23 protein-coding genes and 1 pseudogene are annotated in these 24,100 nt (G+C 55.6%); 10 read left to right on the forward strand and 14 right to left on the reverse strand.

The genetic code is table 11. The features are described from left to right. Positions 1-16 precede the first annotated feature (16 nt). Positions 17-1,039 (reverse strand): amino acid ABC transporter substrate-binding protein, encoded by a 1,023-nt coding sequence (locus ACSQ36_RS25540; protein WP_436184096.1) that lies wholly within the window; start codon positions 1,037-1,039, stop codon positions 17-19. A 188-nt stretch (positions 1,040-1,227) separates the two neighbouring features. On the opposite strand from ACSQ36_RS25540, the gene ACSQ36_RS25545 reads away from it, so the two are divergent. After that, on the forward strand, positions 1,228-2,124 hold the full coding sequence (locus ACSQ36_RS25545) for a LysR family transcriptional regulator (protein ID WP_436184097.1): 897 nt from the start codon (positions 1,228-1,230) through the stop codon (positions 2,122-2,124). Positions 2,125-2,218: 94 nt separating this feature from the next. Here ACSQ36_RS25545 and ACSQ36_RS25550 read toward each other — a convergent pair whose 3' ends face one another. Together ACSQ36_RS25550 and ACSQ36_RS25555 are read right to left on the reverse strand one after the other, a co-directional pair. Further along, a complete protein-coding gene (locus ACSQ36_RS25550; protein WP_436184098.1) occupies positions 2,219-3,034 on the reverse strand; it encodes an aspartate dehydrogenase in 816 nt (271 codons plus the stop codon). Positions 3,035-3,184: 150 nt separating this feature from the next. After that, complete coding sequence (locus ACSQ36_RS25555; protein ID WP_436184099.1) at positions 3,185-4,309, reverse strand: porin; 1,125 nt, start codon at positions 4,307-4,309, stop codon at positions 3,185-3,187. Between the two features lie 289 nt (positions 4,310-4,598). Between ACSQ36_RS25555 and ACSQ36_RS25560 the strand changes: the two genes are divergently transcribed. The 4 genes from ACSQ36_RS25560 (at position 4,599) to ACSQ36_RS25575 (ending at position 8,644) form a co-directional block, all read left to right on the forward strand. After that, the gene (locus ACSQ36_RS25560; RefSeq protein WP_436184100.1) at positions 4,599-4,892 is read left to right on the forward strand and encodes a hypothetical protein; all 294 of its coding nucleotides are present in this window, start codon (positions 4,599-4,601) and stop codon (positions 4,890-4,892) included. A 692-nt stretch (positions 4,893-5,584) separates the two neighbouring features. Further along, positions 5,585-5,812: a hypothetical protein gene (locus ACSQ36_RS25565; RefSeq protein ID WP_436184101.1), complete on the forward strand. Its 228-nt coding sequence runs from the start codon at positions 5,585-5,587 to the stop codon at positions 5,810-5,812. Between the two features lie 238 nt (positions 5,813-6,050). Further along, positions 6,051-7,160 carry an alpha/beta hydrolase gene (locus tag ACSQ36_RS25570; RefSeq protein ID WP_436184102.1) on the forward strand — a complete coding sequence of 370 codons (1,110 nt, stop codon included), beginning with the start codon at positions 6,051-6,053 and terminating at the stop codon, positions 7,158-7,160. A gap of 470 nt (positions 7,161-7,630) precedes the next feature. Continuing rightward, on the forward strand, positions 7,631-8,644 hold the full coding sequence (locus ACSQ36_RS25575; RefSeq protein ID WP_436184103.1) for an IS110 family transposase: 1,014 nt from the start codon (positions 7,631-7,633) through the stop codon (positions 8,642-8,644). Positions 8,645-9,594: 950 nt separating this feature from the next. Here the strand turns inward: ACSQ36_RS25575 and ACSQ36_RS25580 are convergent. The 3 genes and pseudogenes from ACSQ36_RS25580 to ACSQ36_RS25590 all read right to left on the reverse strand — a co-directional run. Continuing rightward, positions 9,595-9,897, reverse strand: coding sequence for an ABC transporter substrate-binding protein (locus tag ACSQ36_RS25580; protein ID WP_436184104.1), 303 nt, complete (start codon positions 9,895-9,897; stop codon positions 9,595-9,597). 10 nt (positions 9,898-9,907) lie between these two features. Continuing rightward, positions 9,908-10,195 carry a hypothetical protein gene (locus ACSQ36_RS25585; protein WP_436184945.1) on the reverse strand — a complete coding sequence of 96 codons (288 nt, stop codon included), beginning with the start codon at positions 10,193-10,195 and terminating at the stop codon, positions 9,908-9,910. Between the two features lie 85 nt (positions 10,196-10,280). Then, positions 10,281-10,547 (reverse strand): annotated as a pseudogene (locus ACSQ36_RS25590) (transposase); the annotation flags it as partial. 237 nt (positions 10,548-10,784) lie between these two features. On the opposite strand from ACSQ36_RS25590, the gene ACSQ36_RS25595 reads away from it, so the two are divergent. From ACSQ36_RS25595 to ACSQ36_RS25610, 4 genes are all read left to right on the forward strand, one after another. Then, positions 10,785-11,045 (forward strand): FAD-dependent monooxygenase, encoded by a 261-nt coding sequence (locus ACSQ36_RS25595; protein ID WP_436184105.1) that lies wholly within the window; start codon positions 10,785-10,787, stop codon positions 11,043-11,045. A gap of 636 nt (positions 11,046-11,681) precedes the next feature. Beyond that, positions 11,682-12,635, forward strand: a complete 954-nt coding sequence (locus ACSQ36_RS25600) for a catalase family peroxidase (RefSeq protein ID WP_436184946.1) — start codon at positions 11,682-11,684, stop codon at positions 12,633-12,635. Next, a complete protein-coding gene (locus ACSQ36_RS25605; protein ID WP_436184106.1) occupies positions 12,632-13,177 on the forward strand; it encodes a cytochrome b in 546 nt (181 codons plus the stop codon). Before ACSQ36_RS25600 ends, ACSQ36_RS25605 begins: the two co-directional genes overlap by 4 nt. Positions 13,178-13,292: 115 nt before the next feature. After that, positions 13,293-13,706: a VOC family protein gene (locus ACSQ36_RS25610; RefSeq protein WP_436184107.1), complete on the forward strand. Its 414-nt coding sequence runs from the start codon at positions 13,293-13,295 to the stop codon at positions 13,704-13,706. Between the two features lie 144 nt (positions 13,707-13,850). Here the strand turns inward: ACSQ36_RS25610 and ACSQ36_RS25615 are convergent, their stop codons facing one another. The 8 genes from ACSQ36_RS25615 to ACSQ36_RS25650 form a co-directional block, all read right to left on the reverse strand. After that, positions 13,851-14,285, reverse strand: coding sequence for a transposase (locus ACSQ36_RS25615; RefSeq protein WP_436184108.1), 435 nt, complete (start codon positions 14,283-14,285; stop codon positions 13,851-13,853). Continuing rightward, positions 14,206-15,801, reverse strand: coding sequence for a methyl-accepting chemotaxis protein (locus tag ACSQ36_RS25620; protein ID WP_436184109.1), 1,596 nt, complete (start codon positions 15,799-15,801; stop codon positions 14,206-14,208). Before ACSQ36_RS25620 ends, ACSQ36_RS25615 begins: the two co-directional genes overlap by 80 nt. 59 nt (positions 15,802-15,860) lie before the next feature. After that, positions 15,861-16,889 (reverse strand): glycine betaine/L-proline ABC transporter substrate-binding protein ProX, encoded by a 1,029-nt coding sequence (proX, locus tag ACSQ36_RS25625; RefSeq protein WP_436184110.1) that lies wholly within the window; start codon positions 16,887-16,889, stop codon positions 15,861-15,863. A 74-nt stretch (positions 16,890-16,963) separates the two neighbouring features. Beyond that, positions 16,964-18,157: an SRPBCC family protein gene (locus tag ACSQ36_RS25630; protein WP_436184111.1), complete on the reverse strand. Its 1,194-nt coding sequence runs from the start codon at positions 18,155-18,157 to the stop codon at positions 16,964-16,966. A gap of 141 nt (positions 18,158-18,298) precedes the next feature. Then, entirely contained in the window at positions 18,299-19,327 is a 1,029-nt protein-coding gene (gene proX / locus ACSQ36_RS25635) for a glycine betaine/L-proline ABC transporter substrate-binding protein ProX (protein ID WP_436184112.1), read from the reverse strand. 73 nt (positions 19,328-19,400) lie between these two features. After that, complete coding sequence (locus ACSQ36_RS25640) at positions 19,401-20,594, reverse strand: aromatic ring-hydroxylating oxygenase subunit alpha (protein ID WP_436184113.1); 1,194 nt, start codon at positions 20,592-20,594, stop codon at positions 19,401-19,403. A 27-nt stretch (positions 20,595-20,621) separates the two neighbouring features. After that, the gene (locus tag ACSQ36_RS25645) at positions 20,622-21,554 is read right to left on the reverse strand and encodes an ABC transporter permease (RefSeq protein WP_436184114.1); all 933 of its coding nucleotides are present in this window, start codon (positions 21,552-21,554) and stop codon (positions 20,622-20,624) included. After that, positions 21,554-22,567, reverse strand: a complete 1,014-nt coding sequence (locus tag ACSQ36_RS25650; protein WP_436184115.1) for an ATP-binding cassette domain-containing protein — start codon at positions 22,565-22,567, stop codon at positions 21,554-21,556. Before ACSQ36_RS25650 ends, ACSQ36_RS25645 begins: the two co-directional genes overlap by 1 nt. 624 nt (positions 22,568-23,191) lie before the next feature. On the opposite strand from ACSQ36_RS25650, the gene ACSQ36_RS25655 reads away from it, so the two are divergent. Next, the gene (locus ACSQ36_RS25655; protein ID WP_436184116.1) at positions 23,192-23,977 is read left to right on the forward strand and encodes a GntR family transcriptional regulator; all 786 of its coding nucleotides are present in this window, start codon (positions 23,192-23,194) and stop codon (positions 23,975-23,977) included. Positions 23,978-24,100: the final 123 nt, after the last annotated feature.

A 24,100-nucleotide genomic window follows, 5' to 3' on the forward strand; every position in this document is an offset into this window, starting at 1 on the left:
ATAACCGTTGTCTGCATCAGCGCATTGGCGGCGCGTACATCAGGCCTCCGTCGCGCCAGAGACGGTTGTAGCCACGAGGTACACCCGTCGGCCCGAAACTTCGGTCCCAGATTTCAGCGTAGTTACCAACCTGCGCGATGATGTTATAAGCCCACTTGTTGTCGAGTCCGAGGCTTTGCCCCATATCGCCGTCCAGACCGAGCAGGCGTCGCACAGCAGGGACCTGGCTCGCCGTCGACCCGGAAACGTTTTTGCTGCTGATTCCGGCTTCCTCTGCACTCAGGGTTGCGAAGAAGGTCCAGCGAACAATATCGAACCACTTGTCGTCTCCCTTGCGAACAGCGATCCCAAGCGGCTCTTTGCCTGCCAGTTCGGGAAGAATAACGTAGTCATTGGATTTGGGCCCCAGCGATGCCTTGAAGTTTGCAAGCGTCGATGCGTCGGTCTGGTAAACGTCGCAACGACCTGAAAGAAAGGCGGTTCTAAGTTCAGGGCCGTCGCTGAACACCACGGGACGGAATTTCACGCCAAGCCGGCCGAAGTATTCCTGCGCCGTCCCTTCCGATGAACCCGACAGCATGCAAATGCTCGCGCCATTCATCTGCTTTGCGCTGGTCACATTCAACTTCTTCGCGACCATGAAGCCTTCGCCGTCATAGTATTCAAGCGCTGCGAACTCGAGTCCCGACTGCGTTTCCCGGGTCATCGTCCACGTCAGATTTGCGGCGAGCACGTCGACTTCCCCTGACTGGAGCGCGGTGAGGCGCTGCGAAGGTGCTACGGCAACGTACTTGACCTTCGCGGCATCGCCGAAAACTGCGGACGCAACGATACGGCACATGTCAGCGTCGATTCCACGCATGACGCCCTTGCTGTCCGGCAAGGAGAAGCCGGCCGCATTTCCGCTCACACCGCATGTGACGAAGCCATGCGAACGTACTGCGGTAAGAGTGCTGGACGCCTCAGCGGCATATCCCGTGTCAGCAAGCAGGACCAAACCATAGAGCGCAACCCCCGCCATTAACCGCTGCAATTTCATTTTTTCTCCCGGTGACCTAAGAAACGGTATTCGTTGACGTCATTCTAGGCAACGGCCAATCGCAATGGCATCGGTGATTTATTGCGGGGGTGTTGCTTTTTTTGCAACACGCAGCGGGGACTTTATTGATTAGGATAAGGTGGTTATTTCGTCTATCGTTGCGCGAGTGGCACTAAAGGGAGTCGAAAATGTTTCCCGGGGAGTTGCGTGAGTTTCTGGCCGTCGTAAGGACTGGCTCCATTCGCAAGGCGAGCGAATTGCTCGGCGTTGCGCCGTCATCGGTCAGCCGGAAAGTAGCCGTCTTCGAACATCTCTTTGGTACGGCGCTGTTCGAGCGCACCACCGATGGCGCCGTACTAACGCCATCCGGTTCGCTAGTGGCAGATTACGCGCGCTCCGTGATTGCGGATTACGATAATCTGCGTGCCGACCTGAACGACCTGCGCGGTACAAAACGCAGAGTCATCAGAATCACGACAGTCGAGAGTGTTGTCTCGGGAGGGCTTGTTCGCGCAGTGACTGCTTTCCGGTCCCAGTTCGACACGCTTACTTTCCGGGTCAATGTGGTTGCAGCGCCAATGGTGCCGGAGTTGTTGCGCAAGGGAGAATGCGACATAGGCCTGACCTTCTGCGGGCAGGCCCATTCCGATTTTGCAACTATCGCCAAGGTCGCGGAGCCTATTGTCGCTGCAGTGGGTTCTGACCATCCACTCGCTGAAAAATCGTCTGTCGCTATCAGCGAACTTGCCAATTTTCCACTGGGTCTGCCGGACGCCACATTCGGTGTCCGCGCAGTCTTCGACCGCGCATGGCATGAAATGCTGCAGGCTTCGGACCCGAACATTGCCATCACCAGCAACTCATTCGAATCGCTTCGGGATTTTGCGCGTCAGGGTGGCGGCTGTTCCATTCTTCCGACCCGGGCTGTACCTAAAGGCGACCCGTATCTGCGCAGGGTGAGGATAGATAACCCCTATTGCGAGAACTGCACCGTCGATATCATGGTCCTCAGAAAGAATCGTCTCCCGAAGGTGATCGAGCAGTTTCTCGACCGGCTGACCAGGATCCTCGACGAAGACGCGTGATACCTGTTCACGATTGACGCGTCCGCCAGTCAGTTCAAGCGCAGTATGCAAACGCAGGGGGCCCGCTAGAAGCAGGAATGGGGCCCCGCCTGCATTACCGGAGTGACAGACAGTTAGTCTCGTTCTCCAGATAGGAGAGCACGCTGAGTCCGGTTATGGACGAGGTTTTGGGATTGCTTGCGCTCTGTTCGCCGGCAACGGTTACCTCAAGGCGGCTCCCCGCACCACTTGCTTCAATACGCCCGGAATTGCCGGGGGCCGAGGGGTCAGCAACAAGCTCCACCTCAGTGTCCCGGAAGCCGAGGCCCGCCACCGCGACAGTCGCAGCGAGATTCGCGTTTTTCGGGAAGAAGTGAGCCGCCTCTGCGGCGTTGCCTCGGAAGATGGTCGTGGGCTTGGTAAGGGAGTCAAGGTCGAACTGCTGTTCGGCCACCGTACCCCTCCAGGAAACAGGTGGCTTGGTCGACGTGTAGCGAACATGCGAGAGTCCCAGTCGCCTGAGAGCCAACAAGCCGTCGATGCCGGCAATCGCTCCGACCGGAATCACAATCTGGCCACCGGAACGTGCCGCGAGGGCAAGAATGTCTTCGCGAAACGGGTCATTGGCCAACGCACCAGCGGAGAGGATCACAAATTTGGCCCCTGCCTTGAGGACGTCTGCAGCATGCTGGGTAACTGCAGTATGTCCTGCTGCTTCGATTACGAGGCACGGCCGAACACACAGGAATTCGAAAATATCGGTCGTTACGACAACCCCTTTGCCGAGAGCATCTTTGGCATCTTCGACTTGATGTGAGCGAACCAGCACCGCCTGGATACGATGATTCCTGATTGGCGCGCGGCTCCAGGAATCAATGATGGCTCGTCCAATTGAACCGAACCCAATAAGCCCTACGGATGTTTCTTGCATTTTAGAAAACTCATTCTGATTGGTCCTTGACCACCTATGGTCGGAGCAGTCTGCCCGATAAGTCGCAAGGGAGAGAGTGCAACGTTAATTGCAGGGGGATGCGTTTTTTGCATCTCCCCCGCCATAAGGTCGACAGTCGCCGCTAGCCAGTTAAAAGCGGGTACGCAGACCGATAGCTGCACCTGTTCGTCCGGAACGGTCCGCGAAAGTTGAGACCGGGCTATTCGGATCCGTTACAGATGCTCCGCCAAGGACATTCCGGTCAAGCTCCGCGTAGACGTCAGTGCGCTTCGATAAAAAGTAATCGGCCATCAGGTAACCCTGCCGGATTTTTCCGCTCTGCGAACCATTGACACCGGTTACGTTGTCGATGGCGAGCGACGCCGAAAGAAAGAACGCAGGGCTAAGCATGTACCGAGCGGCAAAAGACGCGTAGTTGTCCCGCCGCATCGCCGTTTGCGTATTACTGCCCGACACTGTGTTGGCATTGCCGAGCAGCGAAGTGCCATAAAGTGGGGCACCGCTTGTGGTGCTGACGCTAAAGCCGGCACCGCGAGTGGAGTTGACATACAACGCGTAAAGGGTGACCGGCCCGACCGTATAGTTGGCTCCGGCGCCGACCACGACTGCCCTGTGCCCATTTTCGTCTTTCGATTCCTGGGCAACGCCAGCGACCTCCAGGCCCGTCTGCGAATAGACGATGTCGGCTGCAGCTGTACTTCCGGCAGCCATTTCCCCCGCCTGGCCACCAAACGCATATTGCAACTGCAGGGACAATGGACCCCGGGAAATCGTATATTCGGTCATGTTGTTGAACCGGCACCCGAGGATGGACGGCAACATGGCATTCTCGTTGTAGTTTCCGATACCGAGAATGTCGAAGTCCCCAAATGTGCCGAACGCCGCGCCGTACAGGCGACCTGCCCTCAAGCGGCCCCACGTGGGATTGGTCAGGCCAACCCACGCCTGCCGCCCGAACAGCAATCCGCCTTGCCCCATGGCCCCGGTGGCTAGCGAATATCCGCTTTCGAGGTTGAAAATGGCCTGAGTGCCTCCACCGAGGTCCTCAGAGCCCTTCAGTCCCCACCGGCTGCCCTGAATGGCACCGTCCGTTAGCTGCAATCGGTTCGATGCACCTGCGGTGCCGGACTGATTGGTCGTGAAACGGATACTTTCGTCGATGAGGCCGTAAAGCGTCACGGACGACTGTGCATGAACCAGTAATGGCGACAGACAACAGGCAGTTATAACTGCGGTTCTGGACAAAGGCTTCATAAAACTCCCCCAATTTTTCTGGTTGCTGGCTTGATCAATGTTCTTGCGGCGCGCTCTGGACAAGCGGCGCTCACGCGAGAAGTGGAACTAGTTTTATGAAAAAGCTCTTCTACAGGGAGTGAAGAAATTAGGTCTGGGGCGATGCGTTTTCTGCACGCCTCTCAAACGCTGAATGATGCGAGGCTCGGCATACTCAATGAGTTGACAAGGGACTACACGAAAACCGCATGGCTGATCGCGACGATGGCGCAGACGCTGAAAACCAAGTGCGCGAGCGTTCGATAACCCATTGACGACGCCCCAAAGTCCTGTTTTGTGCTCGATGCGCTTGCGAGCGATTTGCGTACTAATGCCTCGTCGTCGCAATCTCGCTGACATCACGGAAGCCGTAACCCTCGTCGGCGTGAAGCCTGGTATTGATCACCAGATGCAATACGGGCGATCGGGCCACAGAATTTTCGACATGAGTGGTACCGACCGGGTCCGTGGTGAAACCACGTCGATGACCTTCCATTATGACCAGCTCGTCGACGCACCCGAGATCGCTGCGCGCTTGAATGCAAAGCGGCCGCAGGCCAATTAACGTCGGCAGAACGTCGGACCTTCCAAGGTTAGCGGTCATCCGAGCGACGCCGTTCCAGCACTGGCAAACGGCGCTTTTTTGGCCGAGCGCCGCCTCATGCAATCGGCATATGCAGCTTGAATGTCGGTAGGCCGCGATCGGCGGCGCGCGACCCCGTTTCAGTTGTTGGAGTGAGCCGAGATTGGACATTCGGGACGTCACAGTGCTTGCGCCTCTCGTGTTGACAGCAGAGCGATTACGACACGTGCCTCGGCGCGCCAACAGACTTAACGCTGCCCCCTTATTTAGCCAACGTGACACCTCGCTCCGCGAAAATCTTTATGCGATTTTTATGTTGCGCTGTTTTCCCGCACCAATGCAGGGCGGCTGCAACTTTGTCTCTGGGTAAGCCCGATGATCCCCGTTCATAAGACTTGCCTAGCCGACAGTCACAGTCGGCTGCCAGAGATGCGACAGCAGTGTCGCTACGTCGGTGACCCTGTGGGTCGGCAGTCGCGTGAGGATGTCCGTCAGGTAGGCGATCGGTGACTGGCAGCACACCGGCTCCGCAACCGTTGGCCGCCTGATCATGCCGGCCGCCGTACACCACATTTGACTCTGACAAGGTCGTTGATACAGGCCAGCCTTGGGTCGCTGTTCAAATTGGATAGAAAAAGTTTTATCTCGAAAGACCGCATTCCTGCGAAGCCGTAATGTGGTCGTATCGCTTTGCATGGGGTGAGCGAAGTCGAGACAACAACGGTGAAGCGTTAGCGAAATACGGGCGACCTGAGATAGTCAACACCGACCTGGGAGGTCAGTTTGCGACGACAGCCTTGACCGACGCTGTGCTCAGCCGGGACATCAGCCTGTCCATGGACGGCAAAGCTGCCTGGCGTAACGAGGTGTTCGTCGAGCATGTGGCGAAGCGTCAAATATGAAGATGTGTATCTAAAGGCTTATGAATCGGTCAGCCATACCAGCCGTTCTATTGGCGATCACCTGAACCTTTGCAACCAGAAACGGCCCATTCGCGTCTATCTGAGCAGACGCCGGATGAGGCATGCTTCGCGACGCTGCCAGCGATCAAATCGGCAGCTTGACGGCCCGGACGTGTCCACTCACAAACTCGATCTGAGTGCCTGAACGAACGGGGCCACCTCTGTCACCCGGAGCTGAATGATGCATGAACTGAAGAGTGTCTTAGCGGGAGCCGTCTTCGTGGCGTCCGCCCTGAGTCTCATGGCTGCTCATGCACAGGACGTCAAGAATATCGACGCGCCTTATGTGCCGAAAGCATGTTCTATACATGTCACCGTAGCCCCTTCCAACGTGGCAGATGATTCAAATCTTGATCCAACAGTCCGCCAGTTCTTGATTCCGCTTAACAAAGATCCAAGCCCGTTTTGGGAACTGCCTCAGCCCAAACCGCAGGAGGTAGTTACCGGCCTGCAGAATCAAACCCCCGTCGATATGTCTGGCGTAACGATCTCGGAGCAATCGCTGACCGTCGACGGACGCACCATAAAATTGTTTATTGTGAAGCCCGACCACATCGAAGGGCACCCCGGCGTCATTCTCTTTATCCATGGCGCTGTCTGGATTGCGGGCAACTTCGAGAACCACAAGCGGCTGGTACGCGACCTCGTCGTTGAATCCGGCCAACCGGCCGTGTTTCCGGAAATTACGAACCTCCCGGAAGGAAAGTATCCGGTGCCACTGAACCAGGCTTACGCGACACTTGAGTGGATAACCTCACATGCATCCGAGTTCGGCGCTGATCCACAACGCATCGCGGTGGCCGGCAACTCGGTTGGCGGCGAGATGACTGCAGCGTTGAATCTGATGGACAAGGACCGAAAGGGACCAAAGATCAGCTATCAGGTGCTGCTTTGGCCCGCAACCAATGCGGGAGTCGATACTTGCTCTTACGAGGAGTACGCGAATGGCCGTTTCCTGAGCAGGGCCTTTATGCAGTACGGCTGGGATCGCTATGCGCCAACCGAGAAAGACCGAGAAAACCCGTACGTCTCACCTTTGCGCGCCAGTACGGCTGAGTTGCAAGGCCTTCCGCCAACCTTAGTCATCACCGAGGAAAATGACGTGCTCCGGGACGAAGGCGAAGCGTACGCGCATCGCCTGCAGGACGCGGGCGTGCCAACGGTGTTCGTGCGCTACAACGGAACCATTCATGATTTCGGCCTGCTGAACGCGCTGGCGGATCTGCCGACCACCAGGACAGCTATCCGTCAGGTCGCGGATGGCATCCGTGAACACATTGGCAAGTAGGACGTCTGGCTACTGAAGGTGGGCAGCGCCCGTCTTCATGCGGCTTATCGCCGACACGGCCCGAGGAGATGGGCACGCCAAAGGCTGGGCAAATGAGAGGTCATGCCGGGAATTCGAACGGGTCGGTAAGTGGAAAGGCTCGGGCTTGAGTCGGCCATAATAGCCGGCAAAGAGGAACCCGGAAATGACGAGACGGAATCAACGTGCGCACTCCCCGGCATTCAAGGCGAAGATGGCTCTGGTAGCCCTGAAGGACGTTTGCAGCTTTGCGAACCAGCTCAGAATCGACGCCGCAGCAGAAGGGCGAATGCTCTTAACGCGAATGGCGGTGTGCGAATGCAGTGAAGGCTCCGACCACCATTGTATGGACGGAGATTGAAAATCATCTAGCGGACCTCCTGCCGCCGCCCTGACGGGCGACGGGGTTAAAGTGAGTTTGCCAAAACCGCTTTAACCGGAAGGAGGTCATCATGAACTATAGCGGCATTGACCTGCATTCGAACAACAGCGTGGTGAGCGTGATCGACGAAACGGACCGCGTGGTCGCCGAAAAGCGATTGCCGAACGACCTGGCAAAGATTCTGGCGTTCCTTGCCCCGTGGCGAGCCGAGCTGGCCGGCGTCGTGGTCGAATCCACGTACGACTGGTACTGGCTTGTCGACGGCCTGCAGGCGGCCGGCTTCGTAGTCCATCTCGCCAACACGACGGCGATCAAGAAATACGATGGACTCAAGCACAGTGGTGACGAGACCGACGCGCGCTACCTAGCCCACCTGCTTCGTCTGGGCATCCTTCCCACTGGCACCATATTGCCGGCGGAGCACCGTGAGGTACGGGACCTGGCCCGCAAACGCATGCAACTGGTGCGCAGCCGCACCAGCCACATTCTCGCCGTTGAGAACATTACAGCGCGTCGGTCCGGCACGCGAATCACGAGCAATCAGGTCAAGCAACTGGACCAGGCCGCTGTCGACCAACTGCATCTCCCGGACGACGTAGCGCTCGCGGTCCGCGCGAACGTCGCGGTCATCACGACGCTCTCCACACAGATCGCCATCGTGGAAAAGCGTCTTCAAGAAAAGGTCGCGCCACGTCCGGACTACGCCCTCCTGACCACCGTACCCGGCATTGGTCAAACGCTTGCGACCATTATCGTGCTGGAAACAGGAACCATCGAACGCTTCGCCAGCGCCGGCAACTTCGCCTCCTATGCGCGGTGCGTGGACAGCCAGCGCATGAGCAACGGCAAGAAAAAAAGCGAAGGCAATACCAGAAACGGAAATCCATACCTGTGCTGGGCATTCATCGAAGCGGCCAACTTCGCGATGCACTTTAGCACCGAAGCCAGGCAGTTCTACGAGCGCAAGAAAGCGAAAACGAATTCACTGATCGCACGCAAGGCCCTGGCTCACAAGCTCGCCCGTGCGTGTTTCCACATGCTGAAGGAGCGAAAACCATTTGATGTGAACCGCTGCTTCGCATAAGAGTTACGACGGCGACCGGCAAGCCCTGATCGTTGACTGGCGAGAAGCCACCGAGATTGAATGGGATGCCGTGCCGCCGTCCCCGATTTGCAGTAAAGCGGATCGCCTGCAACACGAGCCAGCCCTGGATTGGTGCCGGACGTTTGGTAACCACGAGTATTGTGCAAATTCATTGGACGTGTTGCGGCACCAACGTTCTTCTGGGGTGGCAGAGCCACCAGGGCGACAGGCAACCGATGTACGCCGATCGCTTGAGCCTGATGGGTGTCTGGCGCGATCCGTCGCAGCCATGAATCGAAGAAACGGGTGTGTTCGGCTACTGTATTCGGTCAGTGGAATCGAAATCGGCTGCTCAGGCAATCGAAGGTATTGTTTGCTCACTTGACACCGGGCCCGCTAATGGGTGTCAACGATCCAAGCTACGCTGCCGAGTCTCCCTTCATGGCCGAACTAAGCCCGATGTCATAGGCAAATTACTACCCCAAGGGCCCTTCCGCCCGGCTCGCCATCCATGGCCGCTCCTCAAGTACTACGGCCGGTCCTACAGTTGGCGTCGATGGCCGCCTTAGGCGACCTGCGCGGAGGTACGCACACCAAACGGTAGTGCAACCACACCGACTAGCTGACCATGTGGGCCGAATCGGTAGCCGTGTGGCGTCGGTGGCGGGTGCGCTGTGTCGCAAATGAATCCGGGGTACACCCTAGCCACCCGCCCCGATCACTGTGGGCCGACCGTTACGTAAACCAATGATTTGCAGCGGCATATGGGAGTGGTTGTGATCGTCCATTGCGTAGGTGCCGCCTAGCAACGACGGCATCCGCGTGGTCTTTAGCGCCGCCTCGATATCCGCCGCTTGTCCAACCCGGCACGGCGTATTGCATCGAGAATTAGATACGTCGCTTCGTAAGCGTACAACGGCAACTGATTTGGTACGAGCCCATATTTGGATTCATAGGCATGGACAAAATCCTGCACCCCCGGCGTTTTCGATCGCCGGGGAGAACATCGAAACGCTGGCGGTACTGTCCATGCCACCTGAAGCAATGAAGCCGGGGGATACAGCCTTGGAGACGGCCGAAAAATCGATGCGCCCAGTCAACGGCACCTTCCAGCCTGACTTTTCGTAAGCCTGGAAGAACGGCGCGGTGGAGGCATAAAGAATCGGCACCAAGTGGTCGGGGTTGATCTTCTTGAGCTGTTCCAGCACTGGTTCGAAATTCGTAGTGCCGCGCACCACGGTGATGCCGATCACGACCTGTCCCCTAACTCGCTTGCCGCCGGGAAAAGCTTTGCGAATTCGCGTTGTTGAAATAAGCATCGTCGCAGATGATCGCAACGCGCTTCGCGCCCTGTCTCTTCAAACAGCCCCTCATGCCGCGAGCGATATCGAGTTCGGATGGAATGGTCTTGAACACATAAGGTTTGCCTCCCATGTCCGACGAACCCACGAAATCCTGCAGCGACGAGATCTCGATCACGAGCGGCACCCTCTCTTCCTGGGCCACCGGCATGACGGCATGCGTAACGGCGGTCAAAAGCGCACCGATCATCACCGACACGTGCTCCTGTTTAATCAACCGATACGACCTTGATGCCAGTCTGGGGATCGGAAGCATTGTCACCGTAGAACGCCTCGAGGCCCGCAAATTCGCGATATAGCGGCACGTCGTACAAAGCTTCTTCCATCGCCGGGTCCGACAGCCCGAACCACTGTTGCATGAAGTGGATTTGAAGCATCGTCGCCGCAGGAAATGGCGGTCGCCCCGTCTTACCTTTCGGGCAATGTGGCCAGATTAAGGCAATCAACTTTGACCACGGCACGACTCGCCTCATCTCGTCGAGAAACTCACGTTTGCGCGTGCGCTTCGTCGACAAATTCAATCTAAGATGAAGTTGCGTCATCGCATTACGCCGTTTCAGTCACTGCGTTTAGAGTAGTACACGCCGCTCCCGATTGCAGTAGTTTTGCAGACCTTCCTTAACAGCGAAATCAGCGCCAGATTTGCGTAATGTCAACACGCCCCGCCGCTATTGTCGGGCGGATCGCCATCGACCGTCAGTCGAGAAAAATGGCAAGCGGCTGCCACGGAAAGATGACCGGTTCACGCGCAAGTATCAGAGGCCGCACGCAAGCGGGTAGTGGTTCCGTCCCCTCGCCGCGTCTTCGCGGGAGACGCAGCGAATAGGCATCCACCGGCCGGAGGTCAAGGACTTAACACAGGTATCCAGGATGCCTACAGCCTGGGATGGAGGCTCGCGCATGTCGCTCGCGGCCGCCCAGATCAAGTACTCGACACATACGAAACTGAACGTCGCCCGATTGCATCAGCGGATAAGTGGAGAAATACGCTGGCGAACTTTTCACATAATTCATCAGCCGCCTTGCTTTCCAGTCGGTAGGCGCGCAGTACTGCACCATGGTCACGAGAATCATTTCGTCGGGCGCCTCGAGGTGAGGTAGGAAATAATCGTCCGCGCGCAAGGGCATATTCGCCACATTCCATTAAGCGCCCGAAGATCCGGTGAACCAACTTGGCCGTCTAAACATGTGCTTACGCTGCGTCGGTCACTTTCCCAATCTTCGTATTTGTTCGGGAGCAAGAGTTAGAACTCGAAATGTGAATGATCGCAGGTCTGACCGGCGTACGGTCCCTCCTGCTCGGAAGATTCGGAGAGGGAAATATGAGCACATCTGCGAGAGTGCAAATTGAAAAGAAAATCAATTCGACAACTCGTACAGTGCAATCAAATGGTCAACTGTCCTAGCCCTGATTGCAGAAGACGTAGTGTGCAACAACTGAGTGAGCCTACACCCGCCGTTTCTTGGCCGAAGCATAAAGGCAACGTTTTTCCCGGCTTCAAAAGCAAAACCAGTCCATCTCATACAGTCGAGGAAATAAGTTAATGTCAACGCCCCATCCTCCACGAGCCCGTCTCCCCGCCTGGGGACTTATAGTCTTGGTAGTTATCCTTCTGGTTCTCGCATTTGCGTGGACTGGAGGGTGGCTTACGCCGGAGCGCAACAGTGGTATGAGTATGGTGGACTCGCTCGAGTACAACACAGGGAAAATTTATCCAGGCTTCAGGCGTGCGCACACCAAGGGGATTTGTGTCGCTGGTCACTTTGACTCGAACGGCTCGGGAGCCGCACTTTCCACCGCGCCCTTATTCGTTACGGGAACTGTACCGGTGATCGGTCGTTTCAACACGGGCGGCTCAGTTCCTGCAGGGGCAGACGCCGACCAGATATTTCATGGGCTGGGTCTCCGGTTTTTATTCCCAGCGAGACAGGAGTGGCGAATGGCATTGGACGACACCCCGATTTTTATTGTATCGAATGCAACGGATTTTATCGCTCTGCAGATCGCCAGCAAGCCGGATCCCTCGACCATGCAACCCGATCCTTCCAAGATGAAGGCTTTTTTATCCGTTCATCCGGAAACGCAGAGGTTTTTGGACTACCTCGCCAAGGCACCCACCCCATCGAGCTTCGCCAATGGTACCTATCACAGCATTAACGCGTTCCGGTTCACGAACGCGGATGGAGCGACTCACTTTGTCCGTTGGCAGTTTGAGTCGGAAACACCCTTTACGGCCATAGATAAGAGTACGTCGAGCAAATTGCCACCCAATTTCCTTTTCGACGACCTCCTTCAAAGAATGCATGAAGCACCACTGCGGTGGCATCTGATTCTGATCCCGTCCAATCCCGGTGACCGAACGGACAATGCAACCATCGCGTGGGGTCCCGGCCACGATCGGGTTGACGCCGGTACACTCGTTTTCGACCAGATCGCAACCGAGGAGAATGGCCATTGCCGGGACTTCAACTATGACCCGCTTATCTTACCCAAAGGGGTCTCGCGATCCGACGATCCATTGCTGCCAGCCCGATCAGCGGCCTACGCAGTATCGTTCGAACGCCGAGCCATTGAAGGGCCGCGCCCCGATGCGATAACTCTTCAAGAAGAAAAAGGAGCAGCCCAATGAACAGTGTGACGAGCAATTTTTCATTTCCGGCGCGACTTCTGCACTGGGCGATGGCGATTCTCATTTTTGCAATGTTGTTTATTGGTGTCGGCATGGTCTCAACGGCAAGCATGAGATATCCCGAACTACTTGCCTGGCATCGCCCTATTGGCATATTGGTGCTCATCCTCGCGTTGGTGCGCCTTGCGGTCAGGGCCACATACCGGCCTCCGCCGTTACCGGCCGACATCCCCTCAATTCAGATTGCGGTCGCGAAGGGATCTCATTATGTCCTCTACGCCCTGATGATAGGAATGCCCTTGATCGGCTGGGCCATGCAATCCGCCGGTGGTTATCCGATCGTCATGTGGAAGGGTTTCAACCTGATCCCGATCCTGCCGCACGACATCGTAACTTATGGGTGGTTACGGGAGCTTCACGGACTGTTGGGTTACGCGTTCTTCCTCTTGATTGTGGGCCACCTCGGGGCGGCACTCGTTCATGGACTCATTCGGCGAGACGGCGTTTTCCAAAGTATGTCTGGCGGCGGAGCCCAACGATAGGGAATGTGCCCATTCACGAAATGTAATGTCATACAGTCCAGTTGACCGCTCAGTGGGCCAGTCCTGCTGCATGGTCGCACTGGCCATCAATTGACCTTGTATCGGGATTTCGAAAATGAGCAATGCAGCATTGACGCAAGGCGTTCATCACGTGGGCCTGACGGTGCGAGAGCTATACGCGACACGAGATTTTTTCGTCAATTGTCTTGGATGGAGTCAGGTCGGAGAAAAGCCTGACTATCCAGCTGTATTTGTTTTCGATGGTTATATCCTCGTCACACTTTGGAAGGTGAAAGATCAAGCCCACATGCGCGAGTTCGACCGTCGCTCGAACGTTGGCCTTCATCACCTTGCTCTACGAGCTAAAAGTGAAGAAGCCTTCAGAGAGATCGTCAAGAGAGTTGAAAGATGGTCCGGAGTAAGAATCGAATTTCCCCCGGAGCCATTGAGCGGTAGTCCCATCACACATACAATGGTTTACGAGCCAAGTGGCGTTCGAATTGAGTTCGACTTTGTTCCTGGCCGATAGCGCTGATCACGACCGGAATTCCAGTTTCATGCACATATCGTGACAGGCGCCGTGCGGAGCCTTGGGATTGGCTGAGTCGTGAGAACGAGCGATTGACACCAGATTAAGGACGCGACAGCCGTAGCTGTCCGCGTACCATTTTCATCAATGCCAGAACCCTGAATCACAGTCGACCTCGATACCGAGGATAGTCATCGCCCGTTGCAAAATTCCCTCTCGTCGCCACTGAAGACATTTGATGTAACAGGTTTTAGCGGGAGGGTAAGTGGCGGGCAGGCGATGCCACTTCTGACGGTTCTCGAGTACCCACAACACGGCGTTCAACACCTCCCGTGGATGCCTCCGGGGTCGGCCGAATCGTCGCGCACTATCATGAGGAAAAAGAAAGGCGACTCTGCCCCACTGCTCGTCGGTCAGCCGGTTTTCGATCGTCAGGCGAGGCTGGCACGATGGCGTTATCAAACCACTGCCTCCCAAACAATGATGCACCGGCACCGATCTACGGTTGACCGAATGCGAAATCCAGTCCTGAGGACAAGCAGGTTGGCCACCGTTCGCCGCTGGTGAGCACGAAAGCACCGACTGTCGCGCCAAGTTGCGCGCCCTGATCCTCAAGACTCTTTGCAGCCGCCGCAGCTTGCTCGACCAAGGCTGCATTTTGCTGCGTTACCTGATCCATCTGAGAAATCGCGCGGTTTACTTCCGAAATTCCCTGACTTTGCTGCTCGGCTGATGCGGCGATTTCCGCGATAAACTCGGTTACCTTTCCCACAGTCAGCTTTACATGCGAGATGGCTTCGCCCGCCTCCGACGCCAAAGATGCACCATCGTGGATTTTCCTGACGGAACTCGCAATCAAATCCTTGATCTCTTTCGCCGCACTGGACGACCTTTGTGCCAGAGTTCGTACCTCGCTCGCGACAACCGCGAAGCCCCTACCTTGCTCGCCGGCTCGTGCCGCCTCAACAGCAGCGTTAAGCGCAAGGATGTTCGTCTGAAAGGCAATTGACTCTATAACACCTGTGATGGCGCCGATCCTCTCCGAGCTATGATCGATCTCGGTCACCGCGTCGGCAACTTGCATCACGATGTCATGTCCACGGTCCGCAAGCTCAGCCGCTTCCTTCGCCAGCTTGTTGGCATGATGGGCGCTATCGGCGTTCTGTCGAACTGCAGATGTCAGCTCACCCATGCTCGATACCGTCTGCTCCAATGCAGCAGCCTGTTCTTCGGTACGTGATGAAAGGTCTGCGTTGCCCGCTGCAATCTCGCTCGCGGCAGTACCAACGGAGTCAGAGGCTTGTCGCACCTCATGCAAGGCATTCCCGATCCGCTGAATCAACCGGTTTAAACTCTCAGCAGCCCTCCCTATTTCATTCATCCGCTGAATCGGTACGCGTATCGTCAGGTCGAGGGACTCATCCATTGTCTGCAAAGTACGTTGGATGTTCCCAACGCTATTGCGGATCACGCGGTAGAGCTGAACTGCCAAGCCGCCTGATACCAGCAACGCCACCACGGTCACAATGGCCAAGGCCCACATGGCAGTTCCGGCCGTTCTTTCACCTTCGGTAGCGAGGTTGGCGGCAAGCTCCCTGTTATAGTCAGTTTGCTGCTGTAGAGCGTTCACTACGCGTGCCGTAGCCGGTGTAAGCTTCCCGAGTAATTCGGTGATATCGAATCCCGGTCCGTAGCGTGAGGCCTCCTCGATAAAATCCACCTGGACGAGGCGATACGTCTTGATTGCAGCTATGTCAGCATCAAGCATTTCCCTATCGGCCCGGTCCAACACATGGTCGGTCGAATATCGGACCAACGCATCGTCAAGATGTTGATAGCCTTGCGCAATGCGCCTGTCTCGCTCCTGACGTTGGTTATCGTCAGCGGCAAGCACTCTCGACAATGTCGCAGCGCGCAAATCGGCCATCTCAGCCGTTGCGTTGGCCAGGTCCAAAATAGCCCGGATGGAGTTCTCCTGAACGTAGGCAAAGCGCTGCTGTGATTGATGAAGCGCGAATAGACCAAAAGCGCTTGAAAACATCAGCGCCAGCAAGGCGACCGTCAATGTCAGAACTAGATTTCGGTTAATGGTCATTATCGTTTCCCCGTAACGCACAACATCTTTTTATCCACTCGAATCCTTCCGGCTATGACTTACTTCTGCTCCGCCTGTTCAATCCATGAGTCGAATTCAGTTTTATGTTCTAAAATCCATTGTTCGGCGTATTTTTTAATGGCGATATCGGATCGCTGACCAGGCTCCTCCATCTTCTGGTTCTGGATGGCACGGTCTTGCATCGGAAATTTGACCAGAGAAATGAATTTCGCTGCGGCTGGATTCTCCGACAGCCATTTTTTGTTCGCCATCACATAGTAGGTCATGGAAGTGACCCCGTAACACGACGGCCCAGCGACTGCACAACCAGCCAGTCCCTGCACAGACGTTATACCGTCGCGCCCCTCCCCCTGTCGGAACGACAGCCATACCAGGTCACGGCCGGGAAGGAGCTTTTGCGTATAAACGTTCGGGTACCAGCTGTACAACAAGACCGGACTACCGGCCAGATAACGGCTAATTGCGTCTGACATCAAGAGGTCGTAACTGCCCGTCTCGACTGTGACCGTGTCCGAGAGGCCTAGACGCTTGATATCACCTAATACTCCGGCGCTGGTGCCCGCACTCCAAGTCGTATCAAGTCCCGACATTCTGGCTTTTCCCCCACTTCCGAAAAGTCCCGCAAGCTTCGGATCCTTTACCTGATCGAGGTACTTGATGTTGTATTCTTCGGAAGATTTTTTGTCGATCAAGTAGCCAGTTATTGATGCGGGATTTTCTATCTCCCCAGCCTTGGCGACGGTCGCCTGATACTTGTCCATCACAGAGTTCTGGAGTGGTGCGATTCCATCAGCCGTGAACTGGATCTGATCCGTCGACAGCGCGTCATAGATTATGTTGACGGAGAGCGTAGATGGCTCAACCACGTCGTATCCTAGCCTTTCAAGTCCAAGCTGGATGACGTAGCCGCCAACCCAAAAGGTGTCCCAGCTTCCCCGGGCGTATTTGACGGTTTTTCCGGCTCCCGGGAGCGTTTGCGCATAAGCGCTCTCGCCAGCAGTTACTATCAACATCGAAGCAGCTAACGAGAGTGTAGCGAGCAGCCGCAATTTGCCTCTGATAATCATGATTGTTTTCTTGGACCAGATTTTTCGGATTCTTGTTAGCTGACGCCGCCAGGTCACTAGCAGCGTCTAGCCTCTTAACGGAACATGTTCAGGTAAAACTTCTGGAAGTTGTGAACTCCGCCTTCCCAGTAAGGCGAAAATCGCGTTGGGATTTCAAGTTCTTTGCGCAGACTCAGCACACTCTGGGCGTTCTCCATAACCGCCATGTCTTCCTTGCCAATGGCATCCATGGACGTTGCTACGCTCGCGCGCAGGTCGGCAAGCTCAGGACTATCAGCGGAATCACCGATGAAGTAAAAGCGCCTCGTGAATCCAGTCGTTGTCGGTGTCAGTGGAGTGAACAAAGCGAACGTAATCATGTCGGCAAGCACACTGATTACCACCGACGGCGGCAAGTAGTAGTGGAGAAGCGGCAGCGGACCGTCCTCCTCCCAAACTGCCTGCATATGCGGGAACTTGCGGAACCGAGGTCCATCGTCTTTCTTCCCTAGCGTGCCACCAAGCGCCGAATTCTTGTAGTTGACGACATTCTGCGCTTGCCGCACATAGGTATCGGCGCCTACCGAGTAATCATAGCGCTGCGGTTGACGTAGCGTGGGGTGAATCACTGGCAGGTGATAGCCTTCGATACCCGACTCGATCACAATTTTCCAGTTCGACTTCACTTCGAACCGGTCGCCGGCCGCACCAAGCGTCAGTTCAGAAAGGTCGAACTCACGCAGCGCTTCGGCCAGCGGAGCGATATAGTCCGCGAATGGCTCTGCTTCTCCACCGATATCGATAAAGAGCAGATCGAGCCACTGATCGCATTTCACTTCACTCAGCCCATGCGTTTCCTTGTCAAGCTCGACGATGGTGTGCACACCTTGCCCGCCAATGTTAGGCGTGGCCTTGAGTTTTCCATCAAGGCCGTACGTCCAGGCGTGCCATGGACACGAAAGCGTCTTGAATGTGCCCGCTTCCATAACGACTTTCGTGCCTCGATGCCTGCAAATATTGTGAAAACACCGAACCTTCCCGTCGCCACCACGGACGAATACGAGCTCCCAACCGGCAAACCTCACGGGGAGCGCACTCCCAACGTCCGGCAGTGACGAAGCAAAACCAGCCGCCATCCACCGCTTCTTGAAGATGTGTTCGCGCTCAAAGGCGAAGGCCCCCTCGGTGTAATACGCCTCCGGTGGCAAACCAAGTGCGTTACCCGTATCAGTGAGCAGAGGATCGATATCTTCTTTCCGGAAAATCTGATACACAACTTCGGAATTCATTGCTTTGTTCTCCTGTTAATAGCGGTCGGCAAGCTGGGAAGCTGACCTCAACCGGCACAGACATCCGCTCCAGTCTCGTGAATTCGCGACGTCCTTCTGCGAGCTCGAAACTAGCTCCTCTCGCGTTCTTGGTGAAAGGAATTACTTCTGCTGCTCGGCCTGCAATATCCATGAATCGAATTCTGTCTTGTGGCTCGCAATCCACTGCTCCGCATATTTCTTGATCGCAGCGTCCGATCGTTGACCCGGTTCCTGCATCTTCAGATTCTGGATTCCGCGATCGGCCATCGAGAATTTCACCAGCGATATAAACTTTGCAGCTGCGGGGTTTTGCGCAAGCCACTTCTTGTTTGCCATCACGTAGTAGGTGAGCGAACTGACGCCGTAGCACGACGGCCCCGGTGCGGCGCATCCAGGCAGCCCATCGATTGATGTGATCCCCGGACGGCCCTCACCCTGCCTGAACGACAGCCATACAAGGTCCTTCCCTGGAATCAGCTTCTGGGTGTAGACGTTGGGGTACCAGCTAAACAGGAGAATTGGCTTGCCGTCGCGATACCTCGCCACGGCATCGGCCATCAAAAGGTCATAGCTGCCCATTTCAACATTTACGGTGTCGTTGAGGCCAAGTCGCTGAACGTCGCCTTTAACCCCGGCGTTTGTTTCCGCTTCCCAGGTCGTGTCCAGGCCCGTCATACGAGCTTTCCCATCTGCACCAAAGAGGCCAGCCAGCTTCGGGTCCTTCAACTGATCCAGGTACTGGATTCCGTACTGATCCGACGTCCTTTTATCAATGAGGTAGCCAGTGATAGAAGCCGGGTTCTCGATCTCTCCAGCCTCTTCGACAGAATCCTTGTACTTTTCCATGAGGGCCGTCTGTAACGGCATCATGCCATCTGCTGTGAATTGCAACTGCCCCGTCGCGAGCGCATCGTAGATTACGTTCACCGCCAGCGTCGACGGCTGCTCAACCTTGTAACCGAGGCGCTCAAGCCCCGACTGCACAATATAGCCCCCTACCCAGAACGAATCCCAACTACCTCGGGCATATCTGACGGTCTTGCCTGCTCCAGGCAAGTCATCTGCTATAACAACCGAGCACGTTACGCAGACCGAAACCAGAGCAAAGATAGCTTTCCATACTGCCCGAATCAGTTTTATTTTGTTCATAATTTAGGTATACCAACTATTTCGAGGACAAACGAACTGGAAAAAGCGAATGGTGACCTGCTGGGATGAACTCCTAACGGAACATGTTTAAATAGAATTTCTGGAATCTGTGTACACCGCCTTCCCAATACGGCGAAAAGCGCGTTGGGATGTTCAGTTCTCGTCGCAACTTTAGATTTCCCTGGGCATTTTCCATCACCGCCATGTCCTCCTGAGTAATATCGTCCATGGAATCGACCACGCTCCTTCGGAGCTCGGTAAGGCCCTGATCGTGAGCCGAATCACCAATAAAGTAATACCTCAGGTTGGACGCCGTTTTTGTGGGACTGATGGGGTTGAACAAGGTGAACGCGATCATGTCCGCCATCACCGCTATCTGGAGCGTAGGCGGGCAGTAAAAGTGGATCAACGGAAGCGTACCGTCTTCGTCCCAGTTCTTTCTCATGTTCGGGAAACGCTCAAAGCGAGGTGAGTCGGCACTCGTTCCAAGTGTTCCGCCCAGAGCCGAATTCTTGTAGTTGACGACGTCTTGGGATTGCCGGATGAAAGTGTCTGCTCCGACGAAATAGTCATATTTCGGAGGCTGGCGCAGAGTCGGATGGATAACCGGAAGGTGATAACCCTCGATACCCGACTCGATGACGATCTTCCAGTTAGCTTCGGCGACAAAATTTCTTCCGGACGCACCGTACTCGAGTAACGACATATCAAATTCCGACAGCGCATCCTCAATCGGCGCGACATATTGCCCGAACGGAACTGCTTGTCCGCCGATGTCGACAAAGAGGATGTCGTTCCACTCGACGCACTTGACTTCGGTCAATCCATGACTTGCCTTGTCGATCTCAACAATTGAATGTACTCCTTGACCGCCGACGTTCGGGGTTGCCTTTAGCTTGCCATCGAGTCCGTAAGTCCAGGCGTGCCATGGGCAAGACAGCGTTCGGAAGGTGCCCGGCTCCATGACTACCTTCGTGCCTCTGTGCTTGCAAATGTTGTGGAAGCACCGTACGGTTTGATCAGCGCCTCGCACAAGGACTAACTCGTATCCTGCGAGCGTGAACGGGAGCGTGCTTCCTGCTTCGGGAAGTGTCGAGGCATAGCCGGCTGCCAGCCATCGCTTCTTGAAGATATGCTCACGCTCAAACTCAAAAATCTCATCAGCGTAATACGCCTCCGGCGGCAACCCCAATGCATTGGCTGTGTCCCTGCGCAGCGAGTCGACCTGATCTTCGGTGAAAATTTGGTTGATCACATCGTCATTCATTTGACTCTTCCCCTGTCGAGTGGGTTTTTAGGAAAGCGGCAACTTCTTCGAACGATAGGCATAATCAGACTTCATCTTTCTGACTAGAGACAGAAAGCCTCGTGGTCGCCGGACGGTGATGCCTTTTTTGCGCCCCAATCTTTTGGACATCCGGTCAAGGCTCAACGCGAGGAAAACTATTGCAAGCCCTGCTGAACCTGCCGTTCCGATGTCCATCCGGCCAACACCTCGCAGCACCACTGCACCTAAGCCTTCTGCGCCGATCATTGAAACAATCGTGCTCATCACGAGAGAAAACATGATCACCTGGTTTAGACCAGTGGCAATCGAGGGCATGGCGAGCGGAAGCCGGACGTTAATCAGTGTCTGGCGCCTCGACGCGCCGAACGAGTCCCCGACCTCGATCAACTCTTCTGGAATTTGCGTGAGTCCGAGATACGTGATTTTCACCATCGGCGGTACCGCGAAGATCATTGTTGCAATGACTCCGGGCACCGTTCCGATTCCGAATAGCATCACGACCGGCACAAGATACACAAATGACGGCGTAGACTGCATCACGTCAAGCACTGTTCGTAGTACAGCCCAGAACCGCCGATGCTGTGCAGCGATGATGGCGAGAAAAAGTCCTATCAAAACGGTAAACACGACCGAGACAATCACGATGGATAAGGTCGTCATCGTGTCATTCCAGAGTCCTATCATCCCTATGAATAGCAATGCAGCGGCGGAGAATAGGCCCGTAATTGCCCCGCCGCCGTACCAGCCTGCAGCAAGGAATATGGCGATAATGACCAGCGGGTTCGCGGACGTCAGAACATGCTGTATAAAGTCTAGCGCAACGCCAATTGGCACCTGCGCAGCTTGCGTGGCCGGCCGTAGGACGCCCACGCTCCGATCGGCGAATGCTTGCAACCAGACGTCGAGCGGCAAATGCAACTGTTCAAACAGGTTCGGCATCAATTGGCCTCCGCCAGGGTTTTGAGCACATCTACTCGCGAAATTACGCCGATAACATCGCCGTTATTGCCTGTGACCTTCATGAGTTCGGATGTCGCCAACATTCCGCACATCTGCTTGAGGAGCATTGACTCGTCAACTTCCGGAGCGTCCTCCAGTTCCCCACAAGACGCGGGCGCAGACATCAGGTCGCGAGCCCTGCAGTGCTCCATCAAATTGATTCCTTGAGAAAAATTCGCGATGTAGTCGTTTAGCGGATTAAAGATAAGCTCCCCGGGGCTACCCGACTGGATAACGCTGCCGTGCTGGAGAACGGTGATGTTGGTACCAATCCGGGCCGCCTCCTGAAAGTCGTGCGTCACGAACACAATTGTTTTTCGCAGGCGTGCCTGCAACTCGAGTAGCTCGCTCTGCAGGTCGCGCCTGATCAGTGGGTCTAGAGCACTGAAAGGCTCATCCATGAAGAGAATTTCAGCATCCGTCGCCAAAGCTCGAGCGAGGCCTACACGCTGCCGCATCCCCCCACTGAGCATTTCGGGGTAGCTGTCGTGCCATGCGGAAAGTCCCACCACCTCGAGTGCGGAACCCGCCTTGCGCGTACACGCGTCAGCGGATTCGCCACGGATCTTCAATGGATAGGCCACATTTTCAGCGACCGTCATATGTGGATACAGGCCAAAACCCTGAAACACCATCGCAAGCTGGCTCCGGCGCATCGCCTGCAGTTTGTCCGCGTCGAAAGCGATGACGTCCTTCCCGCTTATATGGACACTTCCCGCTGTCGGCTCAATTAAGCGATTAATGCACCGGATGAGCGTCGACTTGCCCGACCCCGAAAGCCCCATGAGGATGTGCAACTCTCCCTTCTCGATCTTGAGATTGATATCCTCAAGGGCCACGACACCCCCAAGTTGCCGCCTGATCATCTCCCTCTGTTCTCCACGTTTAAGCGCGTCGACAACTGCATGCGGGTGCTCCCCGAAGACCTTGTACAGCCCACCTATTTCTAACATGGTGCTCGCCATCCACGATTAGAGCGCTTGTCGCGAAGCGACGAAGAAGCCCTTTGTCTTTACGAAATACTCGGTGCCGCGAAGCCTGCGTTTGAACCCACTATAGACATCTCTAAAATCTGTGTAAATAGAATACAATTTAAATTCTATGGTGAAAACGGGTAAACACTAGGCGCAGTTATCCTGTAACTGGGAAAGCGGCGTGTCACTAGGACGCCTCAGTCGCGGCGGCGGGTGCCCGGTGTCTTTCGAGGGAAGAACGTCCCGCGCAGCAAGTAAACTAGGCTAGGTGATCGATGCGTAGCGGCGCCGGCGCGCCGGTAGACTGGTTTCTAGTGACCCGACTCGTTGGGTATCCAGTGAAAACGCATATTTGAAATGTACCCGGGTGGCCACGGCTTCTCGAATGGTATAAAGGGGGCTGAACGACGAAACTGGATACAAACGACAGGACCGGATTCACTGAAAGCGGCGAAAAATGAGTCAAAAGTGACCGGGGGAGGCGCCAATACGCGAAGCTTGCGGCTGATCAGCGTCTTAACGCGACATCAAAATTGACGGTCTTGAGAAATATTTGTAGATAGAATACACTCGTACATCGCGTAGAGCGCTATCGAGATTTGCATGAGCCAAGGTCCCATAAAAGCCCGCCCCCAAAAAAATGAGCGCGATTCGTCTGCGGACGAGACGCCAGGAGAAGCGCAGTCGCTTCCCGAACTGGCTTACAGGCGTCTTCGAGCAAATATCCTTAGCGCCCGAATCCCCCCGGGCAGCGAACTACGTCAGGAGCGGCTCGCGAAGGAATATGGAATCAGTCGTGTGCCGTTGCGCGAAGCAATGAGTCGCCTAAATGCCGAACGCCTTTTGGTGCAACTTCCACGCCGGGGGTACGTTGTACCGTCGTTAACATGCGACGAAATCGTTGAGATATGCGAAATCAGCATGCTTCTTGAGGAGCAAGCCGCCGTCGTCGCAACACGGGTGCGGACGGGACGGGATGTGGCCGAGGTCGAGTCAATTCTCCAGGAACTTGAGGCTCTGGATGCCACGGATCCGGAGGAATTGGAGTCGTGGCATATCCTGGCGTACAAATTTCACGACCGGCTTTTCCGCAGTGCGCGTCGACGCCGGTTGCATGAGGTAGTGGCAAATTTTCGCGATGCTGTTGAACCGTATATGCGACTGGAAATGGATCTGCTTGACCATATCCAGCAAAGCACAGTGGACCACCGCAACATTTTCGAGGCTTTCAGGACGCAGGACACTGAGGCTGCAGGTCGACTGAGTAGGCAGCATGCGGAAAACATCAAGGCGCATCTCCTGAACAGTTTCGCCAATGATTCGGCAAAACCGGGCGGACGCAAGACGTCGCTCAAGGACTCTTTCGAGCGAGTCGTCGACGCCGAGTAATAGAGCCTTGGCATGATGCCGCTAATAGTCGGCCACACAGGCGAGGAAAACGGCTAGCTGAGCCGCCCGGTGCCAGACCGCATGGCGCCGCATGGGGTCCAGAACATGAGGTCGCCTCGATTT

The organism is Caballeronia sp. LjRoot34 (genome assembly GCF_964253815.1).
Taxonomy (GTDB): Bacteria; Pseudomonadota; Gammaproteobacteria; order Burkholderiales; family Burkholderiaceae; genus Caballeronia.